This is a genomic window from Arthrobacter humicola (assembly GCF_039531445.1).
GTDB lineage: Bacteria > Actinomycetota > Actinomycetes > Actinomycetales > Micrococcaceae > Arthrobacter > Arthrobacter humicola.
In genome coordinates this window covers 131,785-154,622 of sequence record NZ_BAAAQB010000008.1, presented here as the reverse complement: position 1 = coordinate 154,622, position 22,838 = coordinate 131,785, and the positions used below count along the sequence as shown (strand labels likewise).

Below are 22,838 nucleotides of genomic sequence, written 5' to 3'. Positions count from 1 at the left end.
TCTGTACTCCTGGTGTTGGGTAAGGGTTATGCCTGGTTGGTTTTGGTCAGCCGGTACCAGCCGGTTCGGGTGACTCCGGACGCGTTGTAGCCGGATGCGAAGGCCGATTCGAAGATTCCGCGGATCCGCAACCGCCACAGTCCCGCTTCATCGGAGTCCGCGGCCCTCAGCGCCACGATGTCTTGCGGTGCACGGCACCATAGGGTGTCCGGCGTTTCGAGGAGGACCGGCCTGGAGTCCGGGCCGTACTCCAGAATGTTGTTCTGGGCCGTTTCGGGCAGTTCCAGTTCTTCGACGGACCCTTCGCTGCAACTGATGCTCCGCTTGGAGGACAAAGGCCAAACGGCGACGAGCCGGTCGCTTTCATCGTTGGCGTTGATGTCGTCCTGCATTTCGCCGTAAAAATCGCGTGCGTACTCGAATGCATGGGCTCCGAGTTTCGTGAGGTTGAAACGGGCGTTCCGGCTGACCAGCGGGTCAAAGGTCCACGTCATGGTCTCGATTCCGCGGGCAAGCGACCACGCCCGCTGATGCTGTTTGAGCGCGAAACCGACGCCTTTGTCCGCCGCGCCGGGCAGGACACCGGCGATCAGGGAATAGGTAGCCGCTCCGCCGGGGGACACGATGCCGACGGCGGCTCCGCGCAGGGCCCCGTCCGCGTTGTATGCAGCGGAAACATTGCAGCCTGCGTGCGAAATGCTCCGCAGCAAATCGAAAGGAACAGGCGCTCCGTGGGGAGACATACCCCAGATCGCGATGAGCAGCCCTTCAACGTCCCTGAGCTTGTCGCGGTCATGTTCGTCGATGACCCGGACGCCGGCCTTGGATGCTGCGGCTGCTGCCGCTTCCCCGGCCTGGCGTGCTGTTGGACTGGCTTCAACAATAAGTGACATGCATCAACTATTGGCTTTGCCGGTGCCGGCTGGCTTCGGTGCCAGACACCAACGTCAGTCCTCCAACTTGTGTGCCAGCACTAGGGGCCGTAGATTTACGCCTTGTGGAAACCATCCCGAAAACCCCGGGCAGCATCGATTTGCCTGACCTCCTGCAAGTGCTTGCGAACTCCGGACTGGTTCTCCGCTCACACGGAACTACACCCGGGCTCTCCCTGACGAGCCCGTCCCTCTACGATCCCCTCGCGCCTTTGGAAGGGCTCCGGGGAGGGATCTTGCTGGGAATCGGACTCCACCCCGCGGAACCGGAAACAACCGTCGTCGTCCGGGAAGCAGCGCAAGCTGGCTTCGGCGCGATCGTGCTCAAGCAGCTGTCTCAGGACATCGAAGAACTCGCGAACACAGCTGACCAGGCCGGCATAGCACTATTGGTCGTCGACGACGCCGTGGGGTGGCGGCAACTCGATGCGCTCCTGGAATCTGCCCTCAGCGCCTCCGCGGAAGCCAACCGGTCGGCCTCGCCGCTGGGAGTGGGCGACCTGTTTGCCCTAGCCAACGCCATTGCCGCACTGGTAGGTGGGGCCACGGCCATCGAAAACCTCCAGGAACAGGTTCTCGCATACTCCACGCTCCCCCACCAACCGATCGACGACGACCGGCGGAACGGAATCCTGGGGCGCCAGGTTCCCTACCTGCCGGAGAATGCCGGTCAATATGCCAGCGTGTTCCGGGCCCGCGGCGCCGTGCGCATTGAAGGTGTCCGTCCGGCAATGGACCGTCTGGCCATCGCCGTTCGTGCCGGTAACCAGCCGCTGGGGTCTATCTGGGTAGTGGACGCCAACGGGGACCTGGATTCCGACGCGGAGCAGGCGCTCGAGCGCGCCGCGGATATCGCAGTCCTCCACATCCTGAGGGCGCGAAGCACCATCGACCTTGCGCGGCAACAACGGGCCGAGCTCCTCCGCCGGCTCCTCGAAGGGGGAGACGACGTCCAGCTTGTAGCAGAACAGCTCGGACTGAAGCACTCGGGCCCCTTCGCCGTCGCGGCTTTCCAACTGGACCTCGGGCAGTCCGACGAGCTGTCCCTGATCCGGCTCGTCGACCTTGTCACGACCCAGTGCGAAGCGCACGGGCAAGGTGCGCAGTGCGTACTCATCGGCACCACGATTTATGCGTTGTTCACCGAGGCCCCCGCCTCGGGCCCCGGATCCATTGAGGCGCTGGCCCGCCGCCTGATCGAGCGTTCAGCTGCGTCGCTGCGGGTCAAGCTGCGGGCGTCAACGGGCTCGACCGTCACCACCGTTGCAGACATCAGCCGTTCCCGGCACGACGCGGACCTCGTCTTGCTGATGCTCGCCTCCGGGCGGAGCCCCGGCGACTACGCCAACGCTCAGGAAGTGCGCAGCCGTCTGACCTTGCTGGAACTCAGTGCGCTTTTCCGGAACACGCCCCACCTTGTGTCTCCGGCCGCTGCCAGCATGAGGAAGTACGACGCCGAATCAGGAACCGAATACGCGAGAACTTTGCGCACCTACCTCGATTTCTCCCGCGATTCCGCCAAAACCTCGGCGGCACTTTCAGTGCACCAGAACACGCTCCGCTACCGCTTGCGGCGTCTCCGGGAACTTTTTGGAATTGATGTGGACAACCCCGAAGACACAGTGGTCTTGTGGCTCAGTCTGCACGTTCAGGAGTTGCTGTAGGGAAATCGCCCCTACCTCGATGGGTGCCTTACGTGGCGACGGGCGGCCCGGGCCGGGGCAGGAACTAAAGGGTGACGCCGATCAGCAGCGGTTCCGGGTGCAGTTCGATCCCGAAGCGTTCGACGACGCCGTGGCGCACCTCGCGCGCAACGGCCAGCATGTCCGCCGTGCTCGCCCCGCCCCGGTTCGTGATGGCGAGAGTGTGCTTGGTGGAAAGCGATGCCCTGCCGCCCGAGACGCTGTCCGGGGCCAGCCCAAAGCCCTTGGCGAAGCCGGACTGGTCGATCAGCCACGCCGCCGAGAGCTTGGTCAGCCCGTCGGCACCGCCGGGGTAGCGCGGGGCGTCCTGCGGCAGCCGTGCCGCGACGTCCTCGGACACGATCGGGTTGGTGAAAAAGGACCCCGTCGAGTAAGTGTCCCGGTCGGCCGCATTCCACACCATGCCCTTGGAGGCCCGCAGCCGCAGCACTTCGCGGCGGACGTCGCTGGAGTAGGCCCGCTGGCCCTGCTCGACGCCGAGCGCCCGGGCGAGTTCGGCGTAGCGGATCGGGGCGCTCATCCGGCCGAGCGGGAGCTGGAATTCCACGGTGAGGACCACATAGCGCGGCGAACCGTTGACGGTGGCCTGCTTCAGGACGGAGTCACGGTAGCCGAACTTGAGTTCGGAATTCGTGAAAGTCTTGACCGCGTTCCGTTCCCGGTCCCACGTACGGACTGCGGCGATCGTCTGCGAGACGTCGGCGCCGTAGGCGCCGACGTTCTGCACGGGAGTGGCTCCCGTGGCTCCGGGAATTCCGGAGAGCGCTTCGACGCCGGACCAGGCATGCCTCACGGCGTGGTCAACGAAGGCATCCCAGTTGTGGCCGGCCTGCACCACCACCGCCACGCCGCCGCAGGAGTCCTCGGCGTTGACGGTAAAGCCCGCCGAGGCGATCTTAAGTACCGTTCCGGGGAACCCGGCGTCGGACACCAGCAGGTTGGAACCGCCGCCGATGATCAGCAGGGGCTGGCCGCCGGCGTCCGCCGACCGCACGGCATCGATGATCTCGGCCTCGCTGCGGGCTTCAATGTAGCTGCCGGCGGGGCCCCCGACAGCGGAGGTGGTCAGGGCGGAGAGCAGAATCGGGGTCACCTGAACAGCCTAGCCGGGATCGTGCGCCGGCCTAAGCCGGTGGTGGCTTGTACTTAGCTAGGCGGCGGGAACGGCTGCGGGGAGTTTGCGCGCCACCGGGGAGAGCAGGAAGCTGCCGATCAGCATCACCATGACGGCCAGCAGCGAGTGCAGGATGCCCACGTGTTCGGCCAGGAGCCCCAGCAGCGGCGGACCGCACAGGAACGCGCCGTAGCCGATCGTCGAGACGACGGAGACGCGTGCGGCAGCCTTGCCGGGATCGTCGGCGGCGGCGGACATGCCCACCGGGAAACCAAGGGAGGCGCCAAGCCCCCAAATGGCCAGGGCCACGTAGGCCAGCCACGGCACGGAGGCGAAGACGAACAATCCGAGGCCTGCTACGGCCAATGCGGCGCACCACCGCATCACCGGGACGCGGCCGAACCGGTCCAGGACGAGCGTTCCGGCGAAGCGGCCCACCGTCATGAAGGTGACGAACAGTCCATATCCGGCGGCCCCGGCGGCGTCAGACTGGCCGTGGCCGTCCGCGAGCGCCAGTGCCACCCAGTCCCCCGCCGCCCCTTCGGCGAGGGCAAGGCCCAGGACCAGCACGCCCAGCAGCAGGGTGCGCCGGTCCCGCCAGGCCTGGGCGATCTGGCGTTTGTTGTCCAGCGGCTGTTCGGGGACCGCGTCCGCCTGCCGGACGATGGGGATGGGCCCGGTGGAGGGATCTTCGAAGGTATCTGTCCCGGAGGCCGCGAACGGTTGTTCCCCCTGCAGCGGCGTGATGTCGGCGCGGAACCACGCCGCAGCGGTCGTCACGGAACCGGCCACCAACAGGCCGGCCGCGGCGAGGTGCCAGAAGACCGGGATCCCGGCGCCGGCAGCCCACGCACCCAGCCCGGCTCCGGCCACTGTCCCCAGGCTAAAGGAGCCGTGCAGCCGGGGCATGATGTGGCGGCGGACGGCGCGTTCCACCGCGGCGCCTTCGACGTTGGACGCCGTGTTCCAGCTGGCGGTACCCAGCCCGATGATTGACAGTCCCGCGGCGACCGCCACCGGGTTGGCGAGCACGGAGGTGCCGAAGCCTGCCAGCATCAGCCCGAACCCGACCATGATGCTGCCGATCCGGATGGTGCGCTTCGAGCCCAGCCGAAGGACAATCAGGCCAGAGGCGGACACGGACAGGAAGGACCCCGCCGTCATGCAGAGCAGGAGCAGCCCGATGGTGCCGGGAGTCAGGTCCAGACCGTCGCGGATGGCCGGCAGCCGGGATACCCACGTGGAAAACGCGATTCCGCTGGCCGCATAGGCCACCACCACGGCATTCCGCCAGTGCGTGATCTCGGCAGCCGGGACGAAGACGTCTTTAGTCTCCTTGGTCACAGCAGCGCCACAGGCTACGCCAGCCTGACGACGGCCTGGGCCTTGACCAAGACTTTCTGACCGGCCGAGACGACCGTGAGGTCGACGCGGGCGGTGCCGGCGTCGGCGTCGAGCGCTCCGATGGCGCCGCTGACCTCGATCACGGCGCCGGCTTCCGGCGTCCCCGTGGTGTCGGCCACCGGCACCGGCTTGGTGAAGCGGGTCTGGAAGTCCACGACGGCGGCGGGGTCGCCGGCCCAGTCGGTGACGAGCTGGACGGCCGCGCCCATCGTGAACATGCCGTGGGCGATCACGCCCGGCAGGCCCACGCCCGTGGCGAAGGCCTCGTTCCAGTGGATCGGGTTGAAGTCACCGGATGCGCCGGCGTACTTGACGAGGTCGGTGCGGGTGACGGCGATGCTGCGGCTGCCGATGTCCTGGCCGACCGTAAGTCCTGCGATGTTGATGCTCATGGCTACTGTCCCTCTCCGCGGACCAGGATGGACGAGGTGGTGGTGGCAACCGGCTCGCGGACATCGGCGGAATCGCTGTTGCCCAGGGCGAAGATCTCTGAGCGGGTGGTGATCATGGCCCCGCCGCCCATGGCACGGACGCCGTCGACGTGCAGTTCGGCGACCAGCCGGTCCCCGGCAATGATCGGGCGGTGGTGGGTGAACCGCTGGTCGGCGTGGACCACGCGGGAGAAGTCGATGCCGGATTCCGGATCCTCGATCAGCTGCGCGTCGGCGCGCTGGGCGACGATAATGGCGAAGGTCGGCGGCGCGACGAGGTCGAGGTGGCCCAGTGCCTTGGCCGCGGCGACGTCGAAGTGGGCGGGATGAGTGGCCTTGACCGCGCGCGCGAACTCGCGGATCTTCTCGCGGCCGACGTCGTACACCTCTGCGGCAGGGTAGCTGCGCCCCTGCAGATCCGGATTGATAGTCATGGTTCCAGCCTATCGCCACGCCCGCGGCGCCCCGGCTTCATTACAGGGTGTGCGCCGGGCAGCAGAGTGCTTGAGCCGGGCGTGCACCGGGGCCAAGCGGGCAGTGGCGCCCGACTCGGGCCGGGCGGGGCTTGACCGATGCGATATGATGAAAACATCAATCCATCAATCCACTGGCGATCGAAGCCCGCCGGGCACCGATGCCGCTGGATCCGAGAAAGCGTTCTCCTGTCATGATCCCCTTCCGCCCATGATCACCCCCGCGCAGACCCCGCTGTACGAAATCAAGGCCAACCTGTTCAAGGCCCTCGCCCACCCGGCCAGGATCCGGATCCTGGAGCTTCTGGCCGCGGCGCCGGACACGGCAGCCCCTGTGAGCTACTTGCTCGCCGAGACGGGCCTGGAGGCCTCGCATTTGTCCCAGCACCTGGCGACGCTGCGCCGGCACGGGGTGGTGACGTCGGTCCGGACGGCGAATGCCGTGACCTACCGGCTGGCTCATCCCAAGATCTCGGAGCTGCTGGCGATCGCCCGGGTCTTCCTGCTGGACAGCCTGGCCGGATCCAGCGAACAGCTTCGGCTGGCGCAGGAACTGCCCGCCGGCCACCTCGGCAGCACAGGCCCCGTAGGCATCCCCGACCGCCTCGGGAGCACCGACGGACTCGAGAGCACAGCGCCATGAGCGCGGCCCAGACCTCACGCCCGGACCGGGCAACCGGCACTGCCCGGGCACGCATGGCGCGGTTCCTGCCGTCGCGCCGCGACTATGGGCTTCTGCGGTCCGCCTGGAAGACGGACCTGTTCGCCGGCATCACGGTAGGCATTGTGGCGCTCCCCCTGGCCCTGGCCTTCGGGGTGAGTTCCGGCGTCGGCGCAGAGGCCGGACTCATCACGGCGGTGGTGGCCGGGCTGGTGGCGGCCGTCATGGGCGGATCCAACGTCCAGGTCTCCGGCCCCACCGGCGCCATGGTGGTGGTTTTGGCCCCGGTGGTCGCCGCCCACGGTGTCGGCAGCATCGCCTTGGTTTCGGTACTGGCTGGACTGATCGTCATGATCCTGGGGGTGAGCGGACTGGGCCGCGCCGTCGCCTTCATCCCGTGGCCCGTCGTGGAGGGCTTCACGCTCGGCATCGCCGCCATCATCTTCCTGCAGCAGGTCCCCCTGGCCACGGGCACTGAGGCAACGCCGGGCCACAACACCTTCCTGGCCGCCGTCGAGAGCGCGTCGCAGGCTACCGTCCCGGCCGTTCTGCAAACGCTCGCTGTGGTGGCAGGTGTCGCCGCTGTGATGTATCTGCTCCCCAAGCTCAGCAAGGCACTGCCCGCAAGCCTAATTGCGGTGTTGCTCGCCACCGTGGCGGCCGAGGTGCTGGCGCTGGACATCCCCCGGATCGGCGCGCTACCGCACTCCCTGCCGGCACCGTCCATGCCGTCCCTGGATCCGGGCGCACTGGGCGGTCTCCTGATGCCTGCCGTGTCGATCGCCACGCTGGCCGCCATCGAATCCCTACTCTCGGCCCGGGTGGCCTCCGGCATGGCGGGACCGGACGGCCGTCCGTCCGGCGCGTACAGCCCCGACCGCGAGCTCACGGGCCAGGGCCTGGCCTCGATCGCCGCGGGCTTCTTCGGCGGCATGCCGGCGACGGGCGCGATCGCCCGGACCGCCGTGAATGTCCGCTCCGGCGCGAAGACCCGGCTCGCCGCGATGGTGCACGCGCTCGTGCTGCTCGCCATCATCTACCTGGCGGCCGGGCTGGTCGGGCGGATCCCGCTGGCGGCTCTGGCAGGCATCCTCATGGTCACGGCCACCCGCATGGTCTCGCGGCACACGGTCACGGCGATCCTGCGGTCCACCCGGGCCGACGCCGCGGTGTTCGTGATCACGGCCTTCATTACGGTCGCCTTCGACCTCATTGTGGCCATCCAGATCGGATTCGCCGCGGCTGCCGTGTTCACGCTGCGGACGTTCGCTTCCCTGAGCGGGGTCCGGCGCGAGGCGGTTCCCGAGCCGACGCTTCCCGGGGATGAGCACATCGCGATTTTCCGGCTGGACGGGGCGATGTTCTTCGGCGCCGCGGAGCGGGTCCTGCAGGAGATCGGCCAGGTCAAAGACATCCAGGTGGCCATCATCCGGCTGTCTCAGCTGCGGATGCTGGATGCCACCGGCGCCCACGCGCTCGTGGAGGTGATTTCCGCACTGGAGTTGCGCGGCGTCACGGTCTTGCTGAAGGGGGTCCAGCCACAGCATCTGGAGCTCGTCACCAACGTGGGCGTCATCCGCTCACTGCGGCATCACAAGCACCTGTTCACGTCCCTCCCGGACGCCGTGCAGCATGCCCGGAGCCATGTGCTGCGGAACGCGGCCGCTAGCGCTTGAGGTTCTTCCGGATCGCCTGGCCGCGGACCACAAGCCCGGCAAGGTGCAGGATCAGCCCCAGCCCGATCACCGGCAGTGAGGCGAGGGCCAGGGCCTGGTTGCCGGTGCTGTTGCCCACCACGTTGAGGACGATGCCGAGGGCAATCAGTCCCATGGCGCTGAAGACGAGCACCTTGTAGGCGGTTGACGCGGTGGCCCAGAATTCATTCAGCACCGTGCCAGTCTACCGGGGCCGGCGACGCACGCCGCGATCCGCACAATTTCCGGCGACGCTCAAAATGCCTGGCGACGCCGGAATACGGGCGCGTCCGGCATTTTGCGCGTCGAGGGGCAAATCCAGCCTCAGAACAGGGATTCCTGCACGGCCGGGACGTCGGACTTGTACTCCCCCAGCAGAACCGTCCTCGCCTTCAGCAGGCCCAGGTTCACGATGAATTCCAGGTCCGTTCCGGCCAAACCCGCGACGGCGCAGCTGCCGCTCAGGGAGGCGATCCCGAACCCGTGGTCCCCCGAATCGAACCCGTGCGGGTACGGGTGCCGTGCGGTCCGCGCGCCAGCACCGTTCGGCAGGCAGGCGACCTCCGCCAGGCCGGGTCGCAACCACGGCTCGTCCACGATCCCGAAGCCGTCGGCGGGGACCCGGGACAGCAGGTCCCGGACTTCCGCGGCCAGCCGCCGGTTGAGGGCGGGACCCGGCCGCCGCGGTGGAAGTCGTGGATCAGCCGCGAGTCGTCCAGAACGAAGCACCGTTGGCACTGGCTGCCCCGAGCGGCCTCTGCCCGGGCAGGGCAGGGAATGTGGTCCCGGTCCGCGGGGCCGTGCACCTTGTGGTGGCCCAGGCAGCGCTTGCCTGGGGCGGCGAGCCGGAACCCGAGCCGCGTCCCGGCGTCGAGCGCCAGTTCGGTGAAGGCGCCCGCAGGGTCCTGCAGCCGCAGGACGGCACTCCCGGCGGCCGCCTGTTCGGGTCCGGGCTGGCTCCGTCCGGCCGCTGCCGGCTCCGGACCATCCCAAAAGACCCCGTGGACCAGATAACGGGTACCGGTCACGGGGTCTCCTTAAGTGGCGGGGCGGCTACAGGGCCGGCTTCACGCCAAAGGCTACGGCGAGCTTCATGATCTTCTCGGCGCGGCCCAGGCGCGGCAGGTCGGAGCCGTCCCGGATGACGCGGCCGTTGGCTTCGAAGTCGTTCATGAAGTCCGTGGCCCAGGCGACGTCGGACGGGGTGGGGCTAATGACTTCGTTGATCACCGGAGTCTGGTCGATCGCCAGGCAGAGTTTCCCGGTCATGCCCATCATCACGGTGATGCCGGTCTGCTCGCGCAGGATCGGGTGGTTGGTGCCGACCGTGGGGCCGTCGATGGGGCCCGGCAGGTTGCCGACGCGGCTGGCCACCACCAGCTTGGCCCGCGGGTAGGCCATGGCCTCCGGGGTGGCGGCCATGCCGGTGTCGCGGCGGAAGTCGCCGGAGCCGAAGGCCAGGCGGAACGCACCCTGGGCCTTAGCGATGTTGTTGGCTTCCTCTATGCCGACGGCGGACTCGACGAGCGGGATGACCGGGGTCTTGCCGTCCATCCGGTGGAAGCTCTCTGTGACCTGGTCGGCCGATTCGGTCTTGGCCAGCATGACGCCCAGCAGGCCGGGGGTGCCGCGCAGTCCGGCGAGGTCGTCGGCCCAGAACCGGCTGGTGGCGTCGTTGATCCTGACCCACGCGCTGCCGCCGGCGGTCAGCCAGTTCACGACGTTGTCGCGGGCGGCGTCCTTCTGGGAGGGGTCCACCGCGTCTTCGATGTCGAGGATGATTGCATCGGCCCGGGAGACGGCGGACTGGTCGAAGAGTTCGGGCTTCATCGCGTTGACCAGCAGCCAGGAGCGGGCAATGTCGGCCGGGATGTTGCGCTGGGGCCGAAGGGATTCGGCGGTGGTGGTAGAAGTCATGCATCTACGCTATCCGCCCGGAGGCGTTTGCGGCTAAGCGATCCGGCCCTCCGGGGTGACCATTACGACCAAAATCACATCCGCACCCAAGTAGCTGGCAGCTGAAGTCGTTTTCAGCGCGAATAGCGGCCTTAACTGCCAGCCAGTTGGGTGGGCATGGTGGGCGTACTAGGGGATGTTGCTGCCCCGAGCCGCCACCCAGAGCCCGTACCACTCGGCGCGGGTCATGGACGCGGCGGCCTCTGCGGCGCCGGCACAGGCGAGGATCCGGTCAGGGTTGGCGGTGCCGATCACGGGCGCGATCCCGGCGGGGTGTTTCATGAGCCAGCCCAGCACGATTGCCTCCCCCGTGGTCCCCTTCGCGGCGGCCAGGGCGGCGACGAGGGCGGTGGCGGCTTCCTCGGCCGGCGTCGGCACGGCGGCCGGCGCCCCGGTGTACAGGCCGCGGGCCAGCGAGCCGTACGCCTGCAGACGGATGCCGTGCCGGACGCAATGCTCAACGGTGCCGTGCGGGAAGCTGTAGTCCGTGCCCTCGGCATGGTTGACCAGCACCGTGCTTTCGAGCCAGGCCCGCTTGAGCAGGCTCATCTCCAGCTGGTTGGCCACCACCGGCGTCTCGAGCCGGTCCTGCAGCATCTCGATCTGCGGACCCGACATGTTGGACACGCCCACGGCGCGCACCTTGCCTTCGGCCATGAGCTGCCCGACGGCGGATGCCACTTCCGCCGGATCCATCAGGGGATCCGGGCGGTGCAGCATGAGCACGTCGACGTAGTCCGTGCGGAGCCGGGCCAGGCTTTCGTTGACCCGTTCCAGGATGCCGTCCCGGCTGAGGTCGTAGTACGCCTCCAGGCCCTGCTCGTTGAGCCGGATGCCGCATTTGGTCTGGAGCCGGATCTTCTCGCGCAGTCCCGGAGTCCCGGCCAGGATCTCGCCGAAAACGGCCTCGGCCTTGCCGTTGGTATAGATGTCCGCGTGGTCAAAGAGCGTGATGCCGGCCTTCAGGGCTGACTCGACGGCGGCCGCCGCCTCGTCCACCTCCGCGGACGAGTACGGCTCCGCCGACCAGCTGCCGCCCAGGCCCATGCAGCCATAGATGAGCTCCTGGCCGGGATTCCCGTCGCGGGCGGGCGCACCGGTCGAGTCCTTCGCCGGAATGCTCACCGCAGCCAGACGGTGGTGTTGGCCGGCAGCAGTCCGCCGTCCAGCGGGCCGCTGCTGACCAGCACCTCACCGGCGGGCAGTTCCACGGGCGTGTCACCGAAGTTGGTCACCGTCTGCCAGCCGCCCGGGCGGCTGAAGTGCAGGACGTCGGCGCTGCCGGATTCATGCCATTCCATTTCCTCCGAGGTCTGCAGTTCGCGGCGGAACTTCAGGGCCGTGCGGTAGAGCTCCAGCGTGGAGCCTTCCACGCCGTCCTGGGCTGCCACGGCGTAGCGGGCGAACCAGGCCGGCTGCGGCAGGTGCGCGCCGCCGTCGCCGAACCCGAACGAGGTGCCTTCCGGGGCCCAGGGCAGCGGCACGCGGCAGCCGTCACGGCCGATCTCGACGCCCTTGTTCCGGAAGAAGGTGGGGTCCTGGCGCTCGGCGTCGGGGATCTCCGCGACTTCCTGCAGGCCCAGTTCCTCGCCCTGGTACAGGTAGGCGGATCCGGGAAGGGCCAGCATCAGGAGCGTGGCGGCGCGGGCCCGGCGCAGGCCGAGTTCGACGTCGAGTTCTTCCGCGGGGGCTCCGGCCAGAAGCCAGCCCTTGCCGTCCTGGCCCTGGGCGTGCTTGCCGCCGCCCTTGGGAAGGCCGTAGCGGGTGGCGTGGCGCACGACGTCGTGGTTGGAGAAGACCCACGTCGAGGAGGCGCCGGATTCGGTGGCCTCGGCGAGGTTTCGGGTGATGATTTCGCGGAACTCATCGGCGTCGAAGTCGGCCTGCAGGAGGTCGAAGTTGAACGCCTGGCCCAGGCCCTGCGGGCTCGCGTAGCGGGCGCGGCGGCTGGCGTGCACCCAGGCCTCCGCGACGGCGGTGCGCGGAGGGTTGTACTCGTTGAAGACCTCGCGCCACTCGGCGTAGACCTCATGGACTTCGTCGCGGTCCCAGAAGGGGTGCGATCCGTCGTCGAATCCGTCGGTTCCGGTGTTGGCGGCGCTGAGCTCGACCTTGGAGATCAGGGGCTCGGTGAGGTCCTTGGTCAGGGCGTGGGCGACGTCGACGCGGAAGCCGTCCACGCCACGGTCCGACCAGAAGCGGAGCGTCTTGAGGAAGTCGTCGCGGATTTCGCGGTTGGACCAGTTCAGGTCCGGCTGTTCCTTGGCGAAGATGTGCATGTACCACTGGCCGGGAGTGCCGTCGGGCTCGGTGATGCGCTCCCAGGCGGGGCCGCCGAACACGGACTCCCAGTCCGAGGGCGCGATCTCGCCGTTTTCGCCCTTGCCGTCGCGGAAGATGTAGCGCTCGCGGGCGGCGGAACCCCGCGGGGAGGCAAGGGCTTCCTGGAACCAGACGTGCCGGTTGGAGGAGTGGTTGGGGACGATGTCCGCGATCAGCTTGATGCCGGCCGCGTGCAGCGCGGCGGACATTTCGTCGAAGTCCGCCAGGGTGCCCAGCTTGGGGTCGACATCGCGGTAGTCGTCGACGTCGTAGCCGCCGTCGGCCAGCGCCGAGGGGTAGAACGGGGAGAGCCAGACGGCGTCAATTCCGAGTTGCTTCAAGTACGGGACCTTGGCGGTGATGCCCTTGATGTCGCCCAGGCCGTCACCGTTGGAATCGGAGAAGCTCCGCGGGTAGATCTGGTACACCGAGGCCTGGCGCCACCAGTTGGGGTCGGCGGCGAGGTCGGAACCGGACAGGGTTGCCAGCGTGGCGGTGTTGGACAAGGGATGATCCTTCGGGGCTGGGAGACGGCTTCTGGTATTTTAGATACAAGCTAAATATATTGCCTGAACAATTATGGGTCCGGGAACAGAAGAGGTCAAGAAGTGATGCCGCACGCAGCCGCCGCCACGCCGCAGCTGCTGCGCCGCGTCAACGCCCAGGCCGTTCTCCGCCACATCCGCGGCGCGGAGGTTGCCACCGGGACGGAGCTGATGGCCCTCACCGGGCTGACCCGGGCCTCCGTCATCGCCGTCTGCGAGGACCTGATCGGCCGGGGCTGGATCGTGGAGCTGGACCAGCCCGGAACGAACTCTGAAGGTCCCCGGAAGGGCCGCCCGGCCCGGCGGTTTGCCTTCAACCGGGAGGCCGGCTTCGTCCTGGGCCTCGACATCGGCGCGGCCACCACCACCGCCGCCGTGGCCGACCTCCGCGGCACCGTCGTCGGCCGGTCCAGTGAGAGCTTCCGTGCGGTGGACATCCCCGCGCAGGAGCGGATCGGCGTCATCGACCGCGCCTGCCGCAGGGCCCTGGAGGCCGCGGGAACGGACCCGAGCATGGTTCTCGCCGTGGGCGCCGGGATCGCCGCGCCGGTGGACCGGGACGGCAACGTCTTGGTGACCCAGCGGTTCTGGAGCCTGTTCGACGTCGGGCTCCGATCCGCGCTGAAGGAACTGCATGGCTGGACAGTGCTCCTGGAAAACGACGCCAACCTGGCCGCCCTCGGTGAGCGTTGGCGCGGTTCCGGTGCGGGGGTGGACGATCTGGTGGTGCTTCTCGCGGGCGAACGCCTGGGCGCCGGGGTCATGGAATCCGGGCGCCTGCTCCACGGCCGCGGCGGGGCAGCCGGCGAGATGGGCTATCTGGACATGGTGGAGGGCGTTGGCTCCAGCGACGGCATCGCGGCCCTGGCACGGCAGTGGTCCGCGGCAGGCGGCGGCCCGTCCGACGGCGGTGCTGCCAGCGCACCGCGGGTGTTCGAGGACGCGGCGGCGGGAGACCCTGCGGCATTGGCGATCCTGAGCCGGATTTCGGAGCGCATGGCCCGCGTGATCGCCTCGATCGCGAGCCTGATCAACCCCGAGCAGGTGGTGATCAGCGGCGCCGTCGCCGATTCCGCCGGCGCCCTGCTTCCGGAGATCACGGCGTTGCTCCCCCTCTTCACCGCGACTCCCCCGCGCGTAACGGCCTCACCGCTGGGCGACGCAGTCGTCACGGTCGGCGCTGTGCGGCACGCTTTGGACTACGTCGAGGCGAATGCGATGGAGCTGACGCTGCCCGCGCGGGGCTGACCCTGATCGGTTGCCCTAGTCCGGCATGATCATGGTGCGGAGGTCCAGCTGACGCAGCACCCGGTCCGCCACTTCCGGATCCATGCCCGGCTCGTTCCGGGCCGCCACGACTTCCTGGCGGGCCGCGTCGAGGGCGATCGTCTGCACGGCAATCGCCAGTTCGCGGCCGCGCTTGCGCTTATCTCCCGCGCTTTCATTCTTCAGGCTCCCGTCGAGCAGTTCGGCGTGCAGCCGGGTCATCTTCTCTTTCACCAGCGCCACCTTCTCCGCCGGCAGCTCCTTCATGAGCTCGTTGTCCTTGAGCGCCGCGATGGCTGCCTGTTGGGCACGGTAGGCCAGCACGCGGGCGGCGTCCCGTTCTTCCGAGCCGTCCTCGGATGCCTTCAGGACGCGCATGAGCCACGGCAGCGTCAGCCCGGGCAGCACCAGGGTGGCCAGCAGCACCGCGCAGGCGATCACCAGCAGCTCGCTCCGGGCCGGAAACGGCGTGCCGTCCGCAACGGTCAACGGAAGGGCCAATGCCAGCGCCAGCGTAGCCAGGCCGCGCATGCCGCACCAGGTAAGGATCAGCACGTCCTTCGCCGAGGTAGGGCGCAGGACGTCCTTCCTGGCCCGCGACAACCCGGACATCATGGCCAGCCAGGCGAACCGCACGGCGAACACGAGCACGCAGACCACCGCGGCGCTCCCCACCATGCCCAGCACGGACGTGCCTTCGTCGTGGATGACCTGCCGTACTTCCAGCCCCACCAGCCCGAACGCCAGGCCCGTGATCAGCAGCTCCACCACATCCCAGAACGCGGTGCGGGTGACCCGCTCGGCGGCGTCCTGCGGGCGGGAGTGACGCTGTATTTCCAGCGCGGTAACGACCACGGCGATCACCCCGGAGGCGTGCACTTCCTCGGCCAGGATGTACGCGGCGAACGGCACCACGAGGGTCACGGCGCTGCGGGCCACCATGGAGGCCACGAGGCGGGTAATCAGGCTCGTGAGCCAGCCCATGCCGATCCCGACCAGCACTGCGATCGCGGCGCCGAGGATGAACTGAAGGACGACGTCGGAGGCGATCTTGGTGCCGGCCACCGCGGCGGCCACGGCCGCCTGGAAGATGACGATGGCGGCGGCGTCGTTGAAGAGTCCCTCGCTCTGGAGCACGTTGTTAAGCCGCCGCGGCATGTGGACCCGGCTTGCGATGGAGTCCACGGCCACGGGATCCGGCGGCGCCACCATGGCCCCCAAGGCGATGGCGGCCGGGATGCCGATGCCCGGGATCATGAGCCACGCCGCGCCGGCCACCACCGCGGTGGAGGCCACCACGAGCGCGACGGCGAGCATGAGCAGCGTGCGCCAGCGGACCCGGAAGACGGCCCAGGAGCTGCGCTGGGCTGTGGCGAAGAGCAGCGGCGGAAGGAAGATCGGCAGGATCAGATCCGGCGCGATCTGGACTTCCGGAAAGCCCGGGATGAACGTCAGGGCCACGGCCAGGAGCAGCATCAGCACGGGGTAGGGCAGCTTGAGCCGGTCCCCCAGCCCAACGGCCACCACGGTGGCCAGCAGGAGTCCAACGATGAGTGCCAACTGGTCCATGCGCCTGCTCTCCCCGAAATCCGGCCGCGCGCATCCCGGGTGGATGCACGGACCGACCCCACTACCCTATCGGCCGGACGCGGCCTCCCAAGGCCCGGGTCTCTGCGGGGCTGGGCCCTGGTGCTAGGCCCGTGGGCCCAGGGCTGCGGCGAGCGGCAGGGTGCCGTCCCGGAATTCGATCGTGCGTCCGATCGTGGCGGGCAGCCCGAGCACCGCGGCCGCCACGAGGGCGACATTGGCGCGGGTGGTTCCGGTGCCGTCCGACGTGTCGGCGGGATCGACGTCGATCATCCCGTTGCCTGGTCCGTTCGTCAGGGTCCCGGGGCCCAGGACGGTCCAGTCAAGGCCCGAGCCGCGCAGGTAGGCATCCGCGGCGGCCTTGGCCTCGGCGTAGGCGAAGAACCCGTTGTCGGCGGGGACCCCGTGGTCCGGCCCCGCGCCGAAATAGGAGACCATGACGTACCGCCCGACGCCGGCGTCTGCGGCGGCGTCCATGGAGCGGATCGCGGCGTCCCGGTCCACGGCGTAGGTCCGTTCGGGGCTGCCGCCCCCGGCCCCGGCGGACCACACGACGGCATCGTGGTTGCGCAGGGCATCGGCGATCTGCGCCGTCGTCGCGTTCTCCACATCCAGAACGGTGGGCGTAGCGCCGGTGGCGGCGACGTCGGCCGCGTGGTCCGGGTTGCGGATGAAGGACGTGACCTCCTGCCCGTCCGCTGCGAGGATCCTGGACAGTTCCAAAGCCACTTTGCCGTGGCCGCCAATGATTGCGATTCGCGTCATGGACCCATTCTGTCCCATGCGACAAAAAACTGCTGTCCCATGGTCCAGAGGTTGGTGGTGGTCCAGTAGATCAGGACACCGATGGGGAAGTTGATGCCGCCCACACCGAAGACGACCGGCAGGATGTAGAGCATCATCTTCTGCTGGCGCATGAACGGGCTGGCCAGGGCCTCTTCGGACATGTTCCTGGCCATGATCTGCTTCTGCGTGATGAACTGCGAGGCCGTCATGGCCAGGATCATCACGATGGAGAGAATCCACACGGCGGTCTGGTTGCCGCCGCCGCCATGGAGCAGGGATGCGGACAGCGGTGCGCCGAAAATGGTGGACTCATCGAACTGCTTGACCTGCTCGGCGCTCATCGCTCCGATGCCCTGGCCGCTGACTTTGGCGCTGCTGATGCCCGAGAGCACCTGGAAGAGCGCGAAGAAGAACGGCATCTGGATCAGCATGGGCAGGCAGGCCGAGAACTGGTTGGTGCCGTGCTTCCTGTAAAGCGCCATCTGTTCCTGCGCCATGGCCTGGCGGGAGAGCTGGTCAGTCTTGCCCTGGTACTTGTCCTGCATCTTCTTCAGGTCCGGCTGCAGCAGCTGCATGCCGCGCTGGGCCTTGATCTGCTTGACGAAGACGGGAATCAGGGCCGCGCGAATGACCAGCACGAGCCCGATGATGGACAGGGTCCACGTCCAGCCGTTGGCCGGCGACATGCCGATGGCGCTGAGGCCGTCATGGAAGCCCACCATGATGGCTGAGACCAGCCATTTGAACGGGGCCATGATTGCTCCCAGGACGTCCACCGAAACCCCCATCCGCCAGGTGCTGCCAAGCTACGGCGAAAGGAGGAACTTGTCACGCACTTGGCGGGGACTGCAGTTGTCGGGAAGACAGAAAGACCCCCGCAATCTCAATGGATTCCGGGGGTCTTGCCTGTAGCGGTGGGGAGGCTCGATCTCCCGACCTCACGATTATGAGTCGTGCGCTCTAACCAACTGAGCTACACCGCCATAAATGAGGAAAACCTGCGCTAAGCCGGTCAAAAACCGCCTTGACACAGGCCCTCATTCAGAGCCCCCCACCGGAATCGATCCGGTGACCTCGTTCTTACCAAGAACGCGCTCTACCACTGAGCTAGGGGGGCAACGAGTAAATACTCTACCGGAAGATTCGCCCACCAACAAATCGGCGCCCGAACGACGGCGGTACTGCCGAAAGTCGCGGAAATCAGAGCTTCCAAGGAAGTCCGGGGCGCCAAAATCGGCCTCCCGGGCCGACCCTCCGCCTGCGGTGTGACGAAGCGAACACAGGCGTGGAAGCTTAAAGAAGAAAGGGCCGGCTCAGGAGCCGGCCCTCTCTCAGATAGTGCTAGTGGTTACCACTTGTTGCGGGGTTTGAAGCCGCCTTCGTGGCGGGGCTTGCGGGTGTCGGTGCCGACGCTCCGCTCGGAACGCTCGCTGAAGGAGCGGCCGCCACGGTCAGCGGAGGACCGCTCGCCGTCGCTCTTGCGGAATTCGCGCTTGAAGCCGCCGTTGCCCTTGAAGTTGCCGCTGCCACCGGAGTAGCCGCCGCGGTCTCCCCCACGGTCGCCGCCGCGGTTGCCCTGGTACGAGCCACGCTCGCCGGAGGGCTTGCGGCCGTTGTCGAGCTCGAGGTGGATCAGCTCGCCGCCGATCCGGGTGCGGGACAGGGCCTTCAGCTGATCGGGGCTCAGGTCTGCCGGGAGCTCCACGAGGGAGTGGTCCGAGCGGATGTCGATGCCGCCGATCTGGGCCGAGGAGATGCCGCCTTCGTTGGCAATGGCGCCCACGATGGAACCCGGCATGACGCGCTGGCGGCGTCCGACGGCGATCCGGTAGGTGGCGTTGCCCTCGGTCAGCGTACGGGTCGGCCCGCGGGAGCCGAAGCCGTCCTTGGAGCGTTCGCGCTTCTGGAATTCCGGCGCGGCCGGGAGTTCCTTGACCAGCAGCGGCTGTCCGCCCTGGGCCATGACGGCCAGCGCGGCTGCAATCTCGGCGGCCGGCACGTTGTGCTCTTCCTCGTACGAGGAGATGAGGTCGCGGAATGCCGCAACGTCCTCGGACTCGAGCGTCTCCGTGATCTTGTCGGCAAACTTGCCCAGGCGCAGGGTGTTGACGGTTTCGGCGGTGGGCAGGTGCATCTGCTCCACCGGCTGGCGTGTGGCCTTCTCGATGGAACGCAGCAGGTACTTCTCCCGCGGGGTCATGAACAAGATCGCGTCGCCGGAACGGCCCGCGCGGCCGGTGCGGCCGATGCGGTGGACGTAGGACTCGGTGTCGTGCGGGATGTCGTAGTTGACCACGTGGCTGACGCGCTCGACGTCAAGGCCGCGGGCCGCGACGTCGGTGGCGACCAGGATGTCGATCTTGCCGTCGCGCAGGGCCTCGACCGTACGCTCACGCTGCTGCTGCGGGATGTCGCCGTTGATGGCGGCAGCCTGGAAGCCGCGGGAGCGCAGCTTGTCGGCGAGATCCTCGGTGGCCATCTTGGTCCGCACGAAGGCGATGACGCCCTCGAACTCTTCGACCTCAAGGATGCGGGTCAGCGCGTCGAGCTTGTGCGGGCCCATGACCTGCAGGTAGCGCTGGCGGGTGTTGGCGCCCGTGGTGGTCTTGGACTTGACCTGGACCTCGGCCGGGTTGTTCAGGTACTGCTTGGAGAGCCGGCGGATCTGGCTCGGCATCGTGGCGGAGAACAGCGCAACCTGGCGGCCCGCGGGGGTCTGCTGGAAGATCTGTTCAACGTCCTCGGCGAAGCCCATGCGCAGCATCTCATCGGCCTCGTCCAGCACGAGGTACTGGAGTTCGGACAGGTCCAGGGAACCCTTGGAGATGTGGTCGATGACGCGGCCGGGGGTTCCGACAACAACCTGGGCGCCGCGGCGCAGGCCGGCCAGCTGGGGGCCGTAGGCGGAGCCGCCGTACACCGGCAGGACGGTGAAGTCGTCGATGTGCTTGGCGTAGGAGGTGAAGGCCTCGGCAACCTGGAGCGCAAGCTCGCGGGTCGGCGCCAGGACCAGGGCCTGGGTCTTGCGGGACGGGCCGTTGAGGTCGTGGAGCTCGGCCAGGCGGGACAGCGCCGGTACTGCGAATGCTGCAGTCTTACCGGTACCGGTCTGGGCCAGGCCCACGACGTCGCGGCCTTCGAGCAGCAGCGGGATGGTTGCTGCCTGGATCGGGGACGGCTTCTCGTAGCCGACGTCCTGCAGGGCAGCGAGGACGCGGCCGTCGATGCCGAGGTCAACGAACTTAACGCCCTCATCTTCGGTGTCCTCGTCCTTGGACGGGGCGGACTTGGCCTCGGTCCCGGCTTCGGTCGTGGTGTCAGCCTGCGGGGCGGCCTCGGCTACCGGAGCCTCAACGTTCGCAGGAGCCTCGGTGAATTCCGGGGCGGAGCCGGGTGCGGGGGCAGCCGTTTCAGAAGTCTCGACGTCGGCCTGGCTGTTCTCGGTGGCGAGTTCGGTGTCGACGGAGTTGTTCTGATTTTCGGGCATAGGTGAAATTTCCTCATCCATAGGGGCCAAGCGGCACAACCCGAGATGAGCGGAGCCGCAGTACGCGTGACACGAGTTGCCGGGCGTACGTTGACCGGCGGGTCACAGAAGTCCGGCGCTTTCGCAATCCCGTGGCAGGACTTCCCGCTGCATCTCTTGGCTGCTATCCCAGCAGTCTGTACAGCGTTTTCTTTTGCCGGCTCTCCCTATGAAAATGCCCGCATCACATTTTGCGGGCCCCAACACTTACCAGTCCTGCCTCAAGAATTGGGCAGGAATAAGGGATTTCCGGAGTGGGGGATAGTTCCAGTGTAAGGCATGAACCAGAACAGTGGTAATTGAGGGGCCGACGGCGGCGGGTGAGCTTGCGCACACCGGCGCGGCACGGCTACACGCCAAGCTGTCGCTGCAGCCTCTCGAATCGCTCGTGATATTCGGGCTGGAGGCGGATCTCGCCGTCAGCGTCGGCGTCGCGCAGGGCTTCCATATCCTCCAGCGTGGGGTCGGTGAACCACTTGGCAACGGTCACGCCGTGGACCGGAACAAAGATCCGGTGGATGTGGTCTCCGGCCTCGATGCTGCCGGTCCGTACCACCCGCAGGTACGTGCCGACCTTGCCCGCCTCGGTGAACCGCTTGACCCAGTGCGGCTCGCCCATCCGCCGCTGAAACGTGGCGCAGGGGACGCGCGGGGAGGTGACTTCCACCTCGACGTCCAGTCCAATCTTCCACCGTTCGCCGATCACAGCATTGGAGGCGCTGAGTCCTGAGATCCGCAGGTTTTCGCCGAAGATGCCCGGCGGCATCTCCCGCCCGAGCTCCCCTGCCCAGTAATCGGCGTCGTCCTGCGAGTACGCGTAGAGAGCCTGGTCCTCGCCGCCGTGGTCCATCCTGCTCGCCTGGACATCACCGCGCAGGCCGAGTTTGTGGACCCGTACCGGACCGTCCACGGGGCGCTTGTCGATCGCGGTGACCCCGACGCTGCCGGGATCTTCGAGCAGCTGGTGAACCCGGCAGACAGCAAGCACAGATGCGGTTTCCATGGCACCAGTGTAGGCCCGCCCGGGCACCGGATTCAGCGCCCGCACCGGGCCCCGTGCGCCGGGCGGGCACCACCGGGCTGAGCACCACCGCTACGAGCGGAGCCGCCGTAGGATGCTGGCATGAGCAACGAGGCCAACCTTTCCGATGTTTCCGATGTCCTGGCGATCGATTCCCTGCTGAGCGCCGGGGAGCTGGCCGTGCGGGAGCGCGTCCGCGACTTCACCAACCAGCGCATCCGGCCCGGGATCGCCGGCTGGTACGACGACGCCGTGTTCCCCCTGGACCTCGCCCCGGAGCTTGGCGAACTCGGCGTGCTCGGCATGCACCTGGAGGGCTACGGCTGCCCCGGCCGCTCCGCCGTCGAGTACGGCCTCGCGGCAATGGAGCTCGAGGCCGGCGATTCCGGCATCCGCACCTTTGTCTCCGTGCAGGGCTCCCTCGCCATGACGGCCATCCACAAGTGGGGCTCCGAGGACCAGAAACAGGAGTGGCTCCCCCGGATGGCCGCCGGCGAACTGATCGGCGCCTTTGCCCTGACCGAGCCCACGGCCGGCTCGGACCCCGCCTCGATGAAGACCTTCGCCCGCCGCGACGGCTCCGCGGACACCGCCGGCTGGGTCCTGGACGGCGCCAAACGCTGGATCGGGCTCGCGTCGGTGGCGGACGTGCTGGTGGTGTGGGCCATGACGGAGGACGGCGTGCGCGGCTTCCTCGTCCCCGCCGGCACCCCGGGGGTCACCGCAACGCCGATCGGGCAGAAGCTCTCGATGCGCGCTTCGATCCAGTGCGACATCACATTCGACGCCGTCCGGCTGGGTCCGGAGGCGCTGCTGCCGGCGGCGCGGGGGCTCCGGGGCCCGTTCTCCTGCCTCAACGAGGCCCGGTACGGGATCGCCTGGGGCGCGATGGGCGCCGCCCGGGATTCCTACGAGGCGGCCCTGGCCTATGCCCAGGAGCGGCTGCAGTTCGGCAAGCCGCTGGCCGGGTACCAACTGACGCAGGAGAAGCTCGTGAACATGCTCCTGGAAATCCAGAAAGGCACCCTCCTGGCCCTGCATCTGGGCCGGCTCAAGGACGCCGGCAGGCTGCGGCCGGAGCAGATCTCGCTCGGCAAGCTGAACAACGTCCGGGAGGCGCTCAGCATTGCCCGGGAGGCCCGCACCATCCTGGGCGGCAACGGAATCACACTGGACTATTCGCCCCTGCGGCACGCCGCCAACCTGGAATCCGTCCGCACCTACGAGGGCACCGACGAGGTCCACACCCTGGTCCTGGGCCAGCACCTCACGGGGATCCCGGCCTTCCGCTAAGCCCGCGAGCCCGCGAAGGCGATCCCGGTCGTGAGGTACGTATGGGGCCAGTGATACAAGTGGTGACTGCTGAGATTTCGGGTAGCCAGCACTCGTGTTCTCCCTGGGGCGCATTCGTAGAGTG

At 68.0% G+C, this 22,838-nt stretch carries 19 protein-coding genes, 2 tRNA genes and 1 pseudogene; 5 read left to right on the top strand and 17 right to left on the bottom strand.

What is annotated here, in order from left to right:
• Nucleotides 1-26: 26 nt before the first annotated feature.
• Entirely contained in the window at nucleotides 27-893 is an 867-nt protein-coding gene (locus tag ABD243_RS03310; protein WP_344362040.1) for a hypothetical protein, read from the bottom strand.
• 104 nt (nucleotides 894-997) lie between these two features.
• On the opposite strand from ABD243_RS03310, the gene ABD243_RS03305 reads away from it, so the two are divergent.
• A complete protein-coding gene (locus ABD243_RS03305) occupies nucleotides 998-2,596 on the top strand; it encodes a PucR family transcriptional regulator (RefSeq protein ID WP_344362038.1) in 1,599 nt (532 codons plus the stop codon).
• Between the two features lie 64 nt (nucleotides 2,597-2,660).
• Here ABD243_RS03305 and ABD243_RS03300 read toward each other — a convergent pair whose 3' ends face one another.
• The 4 genes from ABD243_RS03300 to ABD243_RS03285 are packed head-to-tail and all read right to left on the bottom strand — an operon-like array spanning nucleotide 2,661 to nucleotide 6,018.
• Nucleotides 2,661-3,728, bottom strand: coding sequence for a UDP-N-acetylmuramate dehydrogenase (locus tag ABD243_RS03300; RefSeq protein ID WP_344362035.1), 1,068 nt, complete (start codon nucleotides 3,726-3,728; stop codon nucleotides 2,661-2,663).
• Between the two features lie 57 nt (nucleotides 3,729-3,785).
• The gene (locus ABD243_RS03295) at nucleotides 3,786-5,093 is read right to left on the bottom strand and encodes an MFS transporter (RefSeq protein ID WP_344362033.1); all 1,308 of its coding nucleotides are present in this window, start codon (nucleotides 5,091-5,093) and stop codon (nucleotides 3,786-3,788) included.
• A gap of 14 nt (nucleotides 5,094-5,107) precedes the next feature.
• On the bottom strand, nucleotides 5,108-5,545 hold the full coding sequence (locus ABD243_RS03290) for a MaoC family dehydratase (RefSeq protein ID WP_116765140.1): 438 nt from the start codon (nucleotides 5,543-5,545) through the stop codon (nucleotides 5,108-5,110).
• A gap of 2 nt (nucleotides 5,546-5,547) precedes the next feature.
• The gene (locus ABD243_RS03285) at nucleotides 5,548-6,018 is read right to left on the bottom strand and encodes an FAS1-like dehydratase domain-containing protein (RefSeq protein ID WP_116765141.1); all 471 of its coding nucleotides are present in this window, start codon (nucleotides 6,016-6,018) and stop codon (nucleotides 5,548-5,550) included.
• 250 nt (nucleotides 6,019-6,268) lie between these two features.
• On the opposite strand from ABD243_RS03285, the gene ABD243_RS03280 reads away from it, so the two are divergent.
• Nucleotides 6,269-6,700, top strand: coding sequence for an ArsR/SmtB family transcription factor (locus ABD243_RS03280; protein ID WP_116765142.1), 432 nt, complete (start codon nucleotides 6,269-6,271; stop codon nucleotides 6,698-6,700).
• Nucleotides 6,697-8,394, top strand: coding sequence for a SulP family inorganic anion transporter (locus ABD243_RS03275; RefSeq protein ID WP_344362027.1), 1,698 nt, complete (start codon nucleotides 6,697-6,699; stop codon nucleotides 8,392-8,394). Before ABD243_RS03280 ends, ABD243_RS03275 begins: the two co-directional genes overlap by 4 nt.
• Here the strand turns inward: ABD243_RS03275 and ABD243_RS03270 are convergent.
• From ABD243_RS03270 to ABD243_RS03250, 5 genes are all read right to left on the bottom strand, one after another.
• Nucleotides 8,384-8,608 carry a DUF3188 domain-containing protein gene (locus ABD243_RS03270; RefSeq protein ID WP_116765144.1) on the bottom strand — a complete coding sequence of 75 codons (225 nt, stop codon included), beginning with the start codon at nucleotides 8,606-8,608 and terminating at the stop codon, nucleotides 8,384-8,386. The two genes, ABD243_RS03275 and ABD243_RS03270, sit on opposite strands and share 11 nt — an antisense overlap.
• 128 nt (nucleotides 8,609-8,736) lie before the next feature.
• Nucleotides 8,737-9,141: a hypothetical protein gene (locus ABD243_RS03265; protein ID WP_344362024.1), complete on the bottom strand. Its 405-nt coding sequence runs from the start codon at nucleotides 9,139-9,141 to the stop codon at nucleotides 8,737-8,739.
• A gap of 324 nt (nucleotides 9,142-9,465) precedes the next feature.
• Nucleotides 9,466-10,329, bottom strand: a complete 864-nt coding sequence (locus ABD243_RS03260) for an HpcH/HpaI aldolase/citrate lyase family protein (protein WP_116765146.1) — start codon at nucleotides 10,327-10,329, stop codon at nucleotides 9,466-9,468.
• Nucleotides 10,330-10,497: 168 nt separating this feature from the next.
• Nucleotides 10,498-11,493, bottom strand: a complete 996-nt coding sequence (locus ABD243_RS03255; protein WP_425547118.1) for an aldo/keto reductase — start codon at nucleotides 11,491-11,493, stop codon at nucleotides 10,498-10,500.
• Nucleotides 11,490-13,196 (bottom strand): glycoside hydrolase family 13 protein, encoded by a 1,707-nt coding sequence (locus ABD243_RS03250; RefSeq protein WP_344362020.1) that lies wholly within the window; start codon nucleotides 13,194-13,196, stop codon nucleotides 11,490-11,492. The genes ABD243_RS03255 and ABD243_RS03250 overlap by 4 nt, the downstream gene beginning before the upstream one ends.
• A 105-nt stretch (nucleotides 13,197-13,301) precedes the next feature.
• Here ABD243_RS03250 and ABD243_RS03245 point away from each other — a divergent pair, with 105 nt between their 5' ends.
• Complete coding sequence (locus ABD243_RS03245) at nucleotides 13,302-14,483, top strand: ROK family protein (protein ID WP_344362018.1); 1,182 nt, start codon at nucleotides 13,302-13,304, stop codon at nucleotides 14,481-14,483.
• Between the two features lie 15 nt (nucleotides 14,484-14,498).
• On the opposite strand, the gene ABD243_RS03240 is transcribed toward ABD243_RS03245, so the two are convergent.
• The 7 genes and pseudogenes from ABD243_RS03240 to ABD243_RS03210 form a co-directional block, all read right to left on the bottom strand.
• On the bottom strand, nucleotides 14,499-16,070 hold the full coding sequence (locus ABD243_RS03240) for a Na+/H+ antiporter (protein ID WP_344362016.1): 1,572 nt from the start codon (nucleotides 16,068-16,070) through the stop codon (nucleotides 14,499-14,501).
• A gap of 123 nt (nucleotides 16,071-16,193) precedes the next feature.
• Nucleotides 16,194-16,853, bottom strand: coding sequence for an NAD(P)H-binding protein (locus tag ABD243_RS03235; protein ID WP_344362014.1), 660 nt, complete (start codon nucleotides 16,851-16,853; stop codon nucleotides 16,194-16,196).
• A 20-nt stretch (nucleotides 16,854-16,873) separates the two neighbouring features.
• Nucleotides 16,874-17,662: pseudogene (gene yidC, locus ABD243_RS03230) on the bottom strand (membrane protein insertase YidC); the annotation flags it as partial.
• A 121-nt stretch (nucleotides 17,663-17,783) separates the two neighbouring features.
• Nucleotides 17,784-17,857: transfer RNA gene (locus ABD243_RS03225), tRNA-Met, on the bottom strand.
• A gap of 62 nt (nucleotides 17,858-17,919) precedes the next feature.
• Nucleotides 17,920-17,991 (bottom strand) — tRNA-Thr (locus ABD243_RS03220).
• A gap of 231 nt (nucleotides 17,992-18,222) precedes the next feature.
• A complete protein-coding gene (locus ABD243_RS03215) occupies nucleotides 18,223-20,361 on the bottom strand; it encodes a DEAD/DEAH box helicase (RefSeq protein WP_344362012.1) in 2,139 nt (712 codons plus the stop codon).
• Between the two features lie 388 nt (nucleotides 20,362-20,749).
• Nucleotides 20,750-21,403: an MOSC domain-containing protein gene (locus ABD243_RS03210; RefSeq protein WP_116765153.1), complete on the bottom strand. Its 654-nt coding sequence runs from the start codon at nucleotides 21,401-21,403 to the stop codon at nucleotides 20,750-20,752.
• Between the two features lie 120 nt (nucleotides 21,404-21,523).
• On the opposite strand from ABD243_RS03210, the gene ABD243_RS03205 reads away from it, so the two are divergent.
• A complete protein-coding gene (locus tag ABD243_RS03205) occupies nucleotides 21,524-22,714 on the top strand; it encodes an acyl-CoA dehydrogenase family protein (protein ID WP_344362007.1) in 1,191 nt (396 codons plus the stop codon).
• The last annotated feature ends 124 nt before the right edge of the window (nucleotides 22,715-22,838 follow it).

What these genes read in the sequence shown, in the direction of transcription:
- ABD243_RS03310 (WP_344362040.1), bottom strand. Translation starts at nt 893, where the DNA reads ATGTCACTTATTGTTGAAGCCAGTCCAACAGCACGCCAGGCCGGGGAA.
- ABD243_RS03290 (WP_116765140.1), bottom strand. Translation starts at nt 5,545, where the DNA reads ATGAGCATCAACATCGCAGGACTTACGGTCGGCCAGGACATCGGCAGC.
- ABD243_RS03285 (WP_116765141.1), bottom strand. Translation starts at nt 6,018, where the DNA reads ATGACTATCAATCCGGATCTGCAGGGGCGCAGCTACCCTGCCGCAGAG.
- ABD243_RS03280 (WP_116765142.1), top strand. Translation starts at nt 6,269, where the DNA reads ATGATCACCCCCGCGCAGACCCCGCTGTACGAAATCAAGGCCAACCTG.
- ABD243_RS03275 (WP_344362027.1), top strand. Translation starts at nt 6,697, where the DNA reads ATGAGCGCGGCCCAGACCTCACGCCCGGACCGGGCAACCGGCACTGCC.
- ABD243_RS03260 (WP_116765146.1), bottom strand. Translation starts at nt 10,329, where the DNA reads ATGACTTCTACCACCACCGCCGAATCCCTTCGGCCCCAGCGCAACATC.
- ABD243_RS03245 (WP_344362018.1), top strand. Translation starts at nt 13,302, where the DNA reads ATGCCGCACGCAGCCGCCGCCACGCCGCAGCTGCTGCGCCGCGTCAAC.
- ABD243_RS03240 (WP_344362016.1), bottom strand. Translation starts at nt 16,070, where the DNA reads ATGGACCAGTTGGCACTCATCGTTGGACTCCTGCTGGCCACCGTGGTG.
- ABD243_RS03235 (WP_344362014.1), bottom strand. Translation starts at nt 16,853, where the DNA reads ATGACGCGAATCGCAATCATTGGCGGCCACGGCAAAGTGGCTTTGGAA.
- ABD243_RS03215 (WP_344362012.1), bottom strand. Translation starts at nt 20,361, where the DNA reads ATGCCCGAAAATCAGAACAACTCCGTCGACACCGAACTCGCCACCGAG.
- ABD243_RS03210 (WP_116765153.1), bottom strand. Translation starts at nt 21,403, where the DNA reads ATGGAAACCGCATCTGTGCTTGCTGTCTGCCGGGTTCACCAGCTGCTC.
- ABD243_RS03205 (WP_344362007.1), top strand. Translation starts at nt 21,524, where the DNA reads ATGAGCAACGAGGCCAACCTTTCCGATGTTTCCGATGTCCTGGCGATC.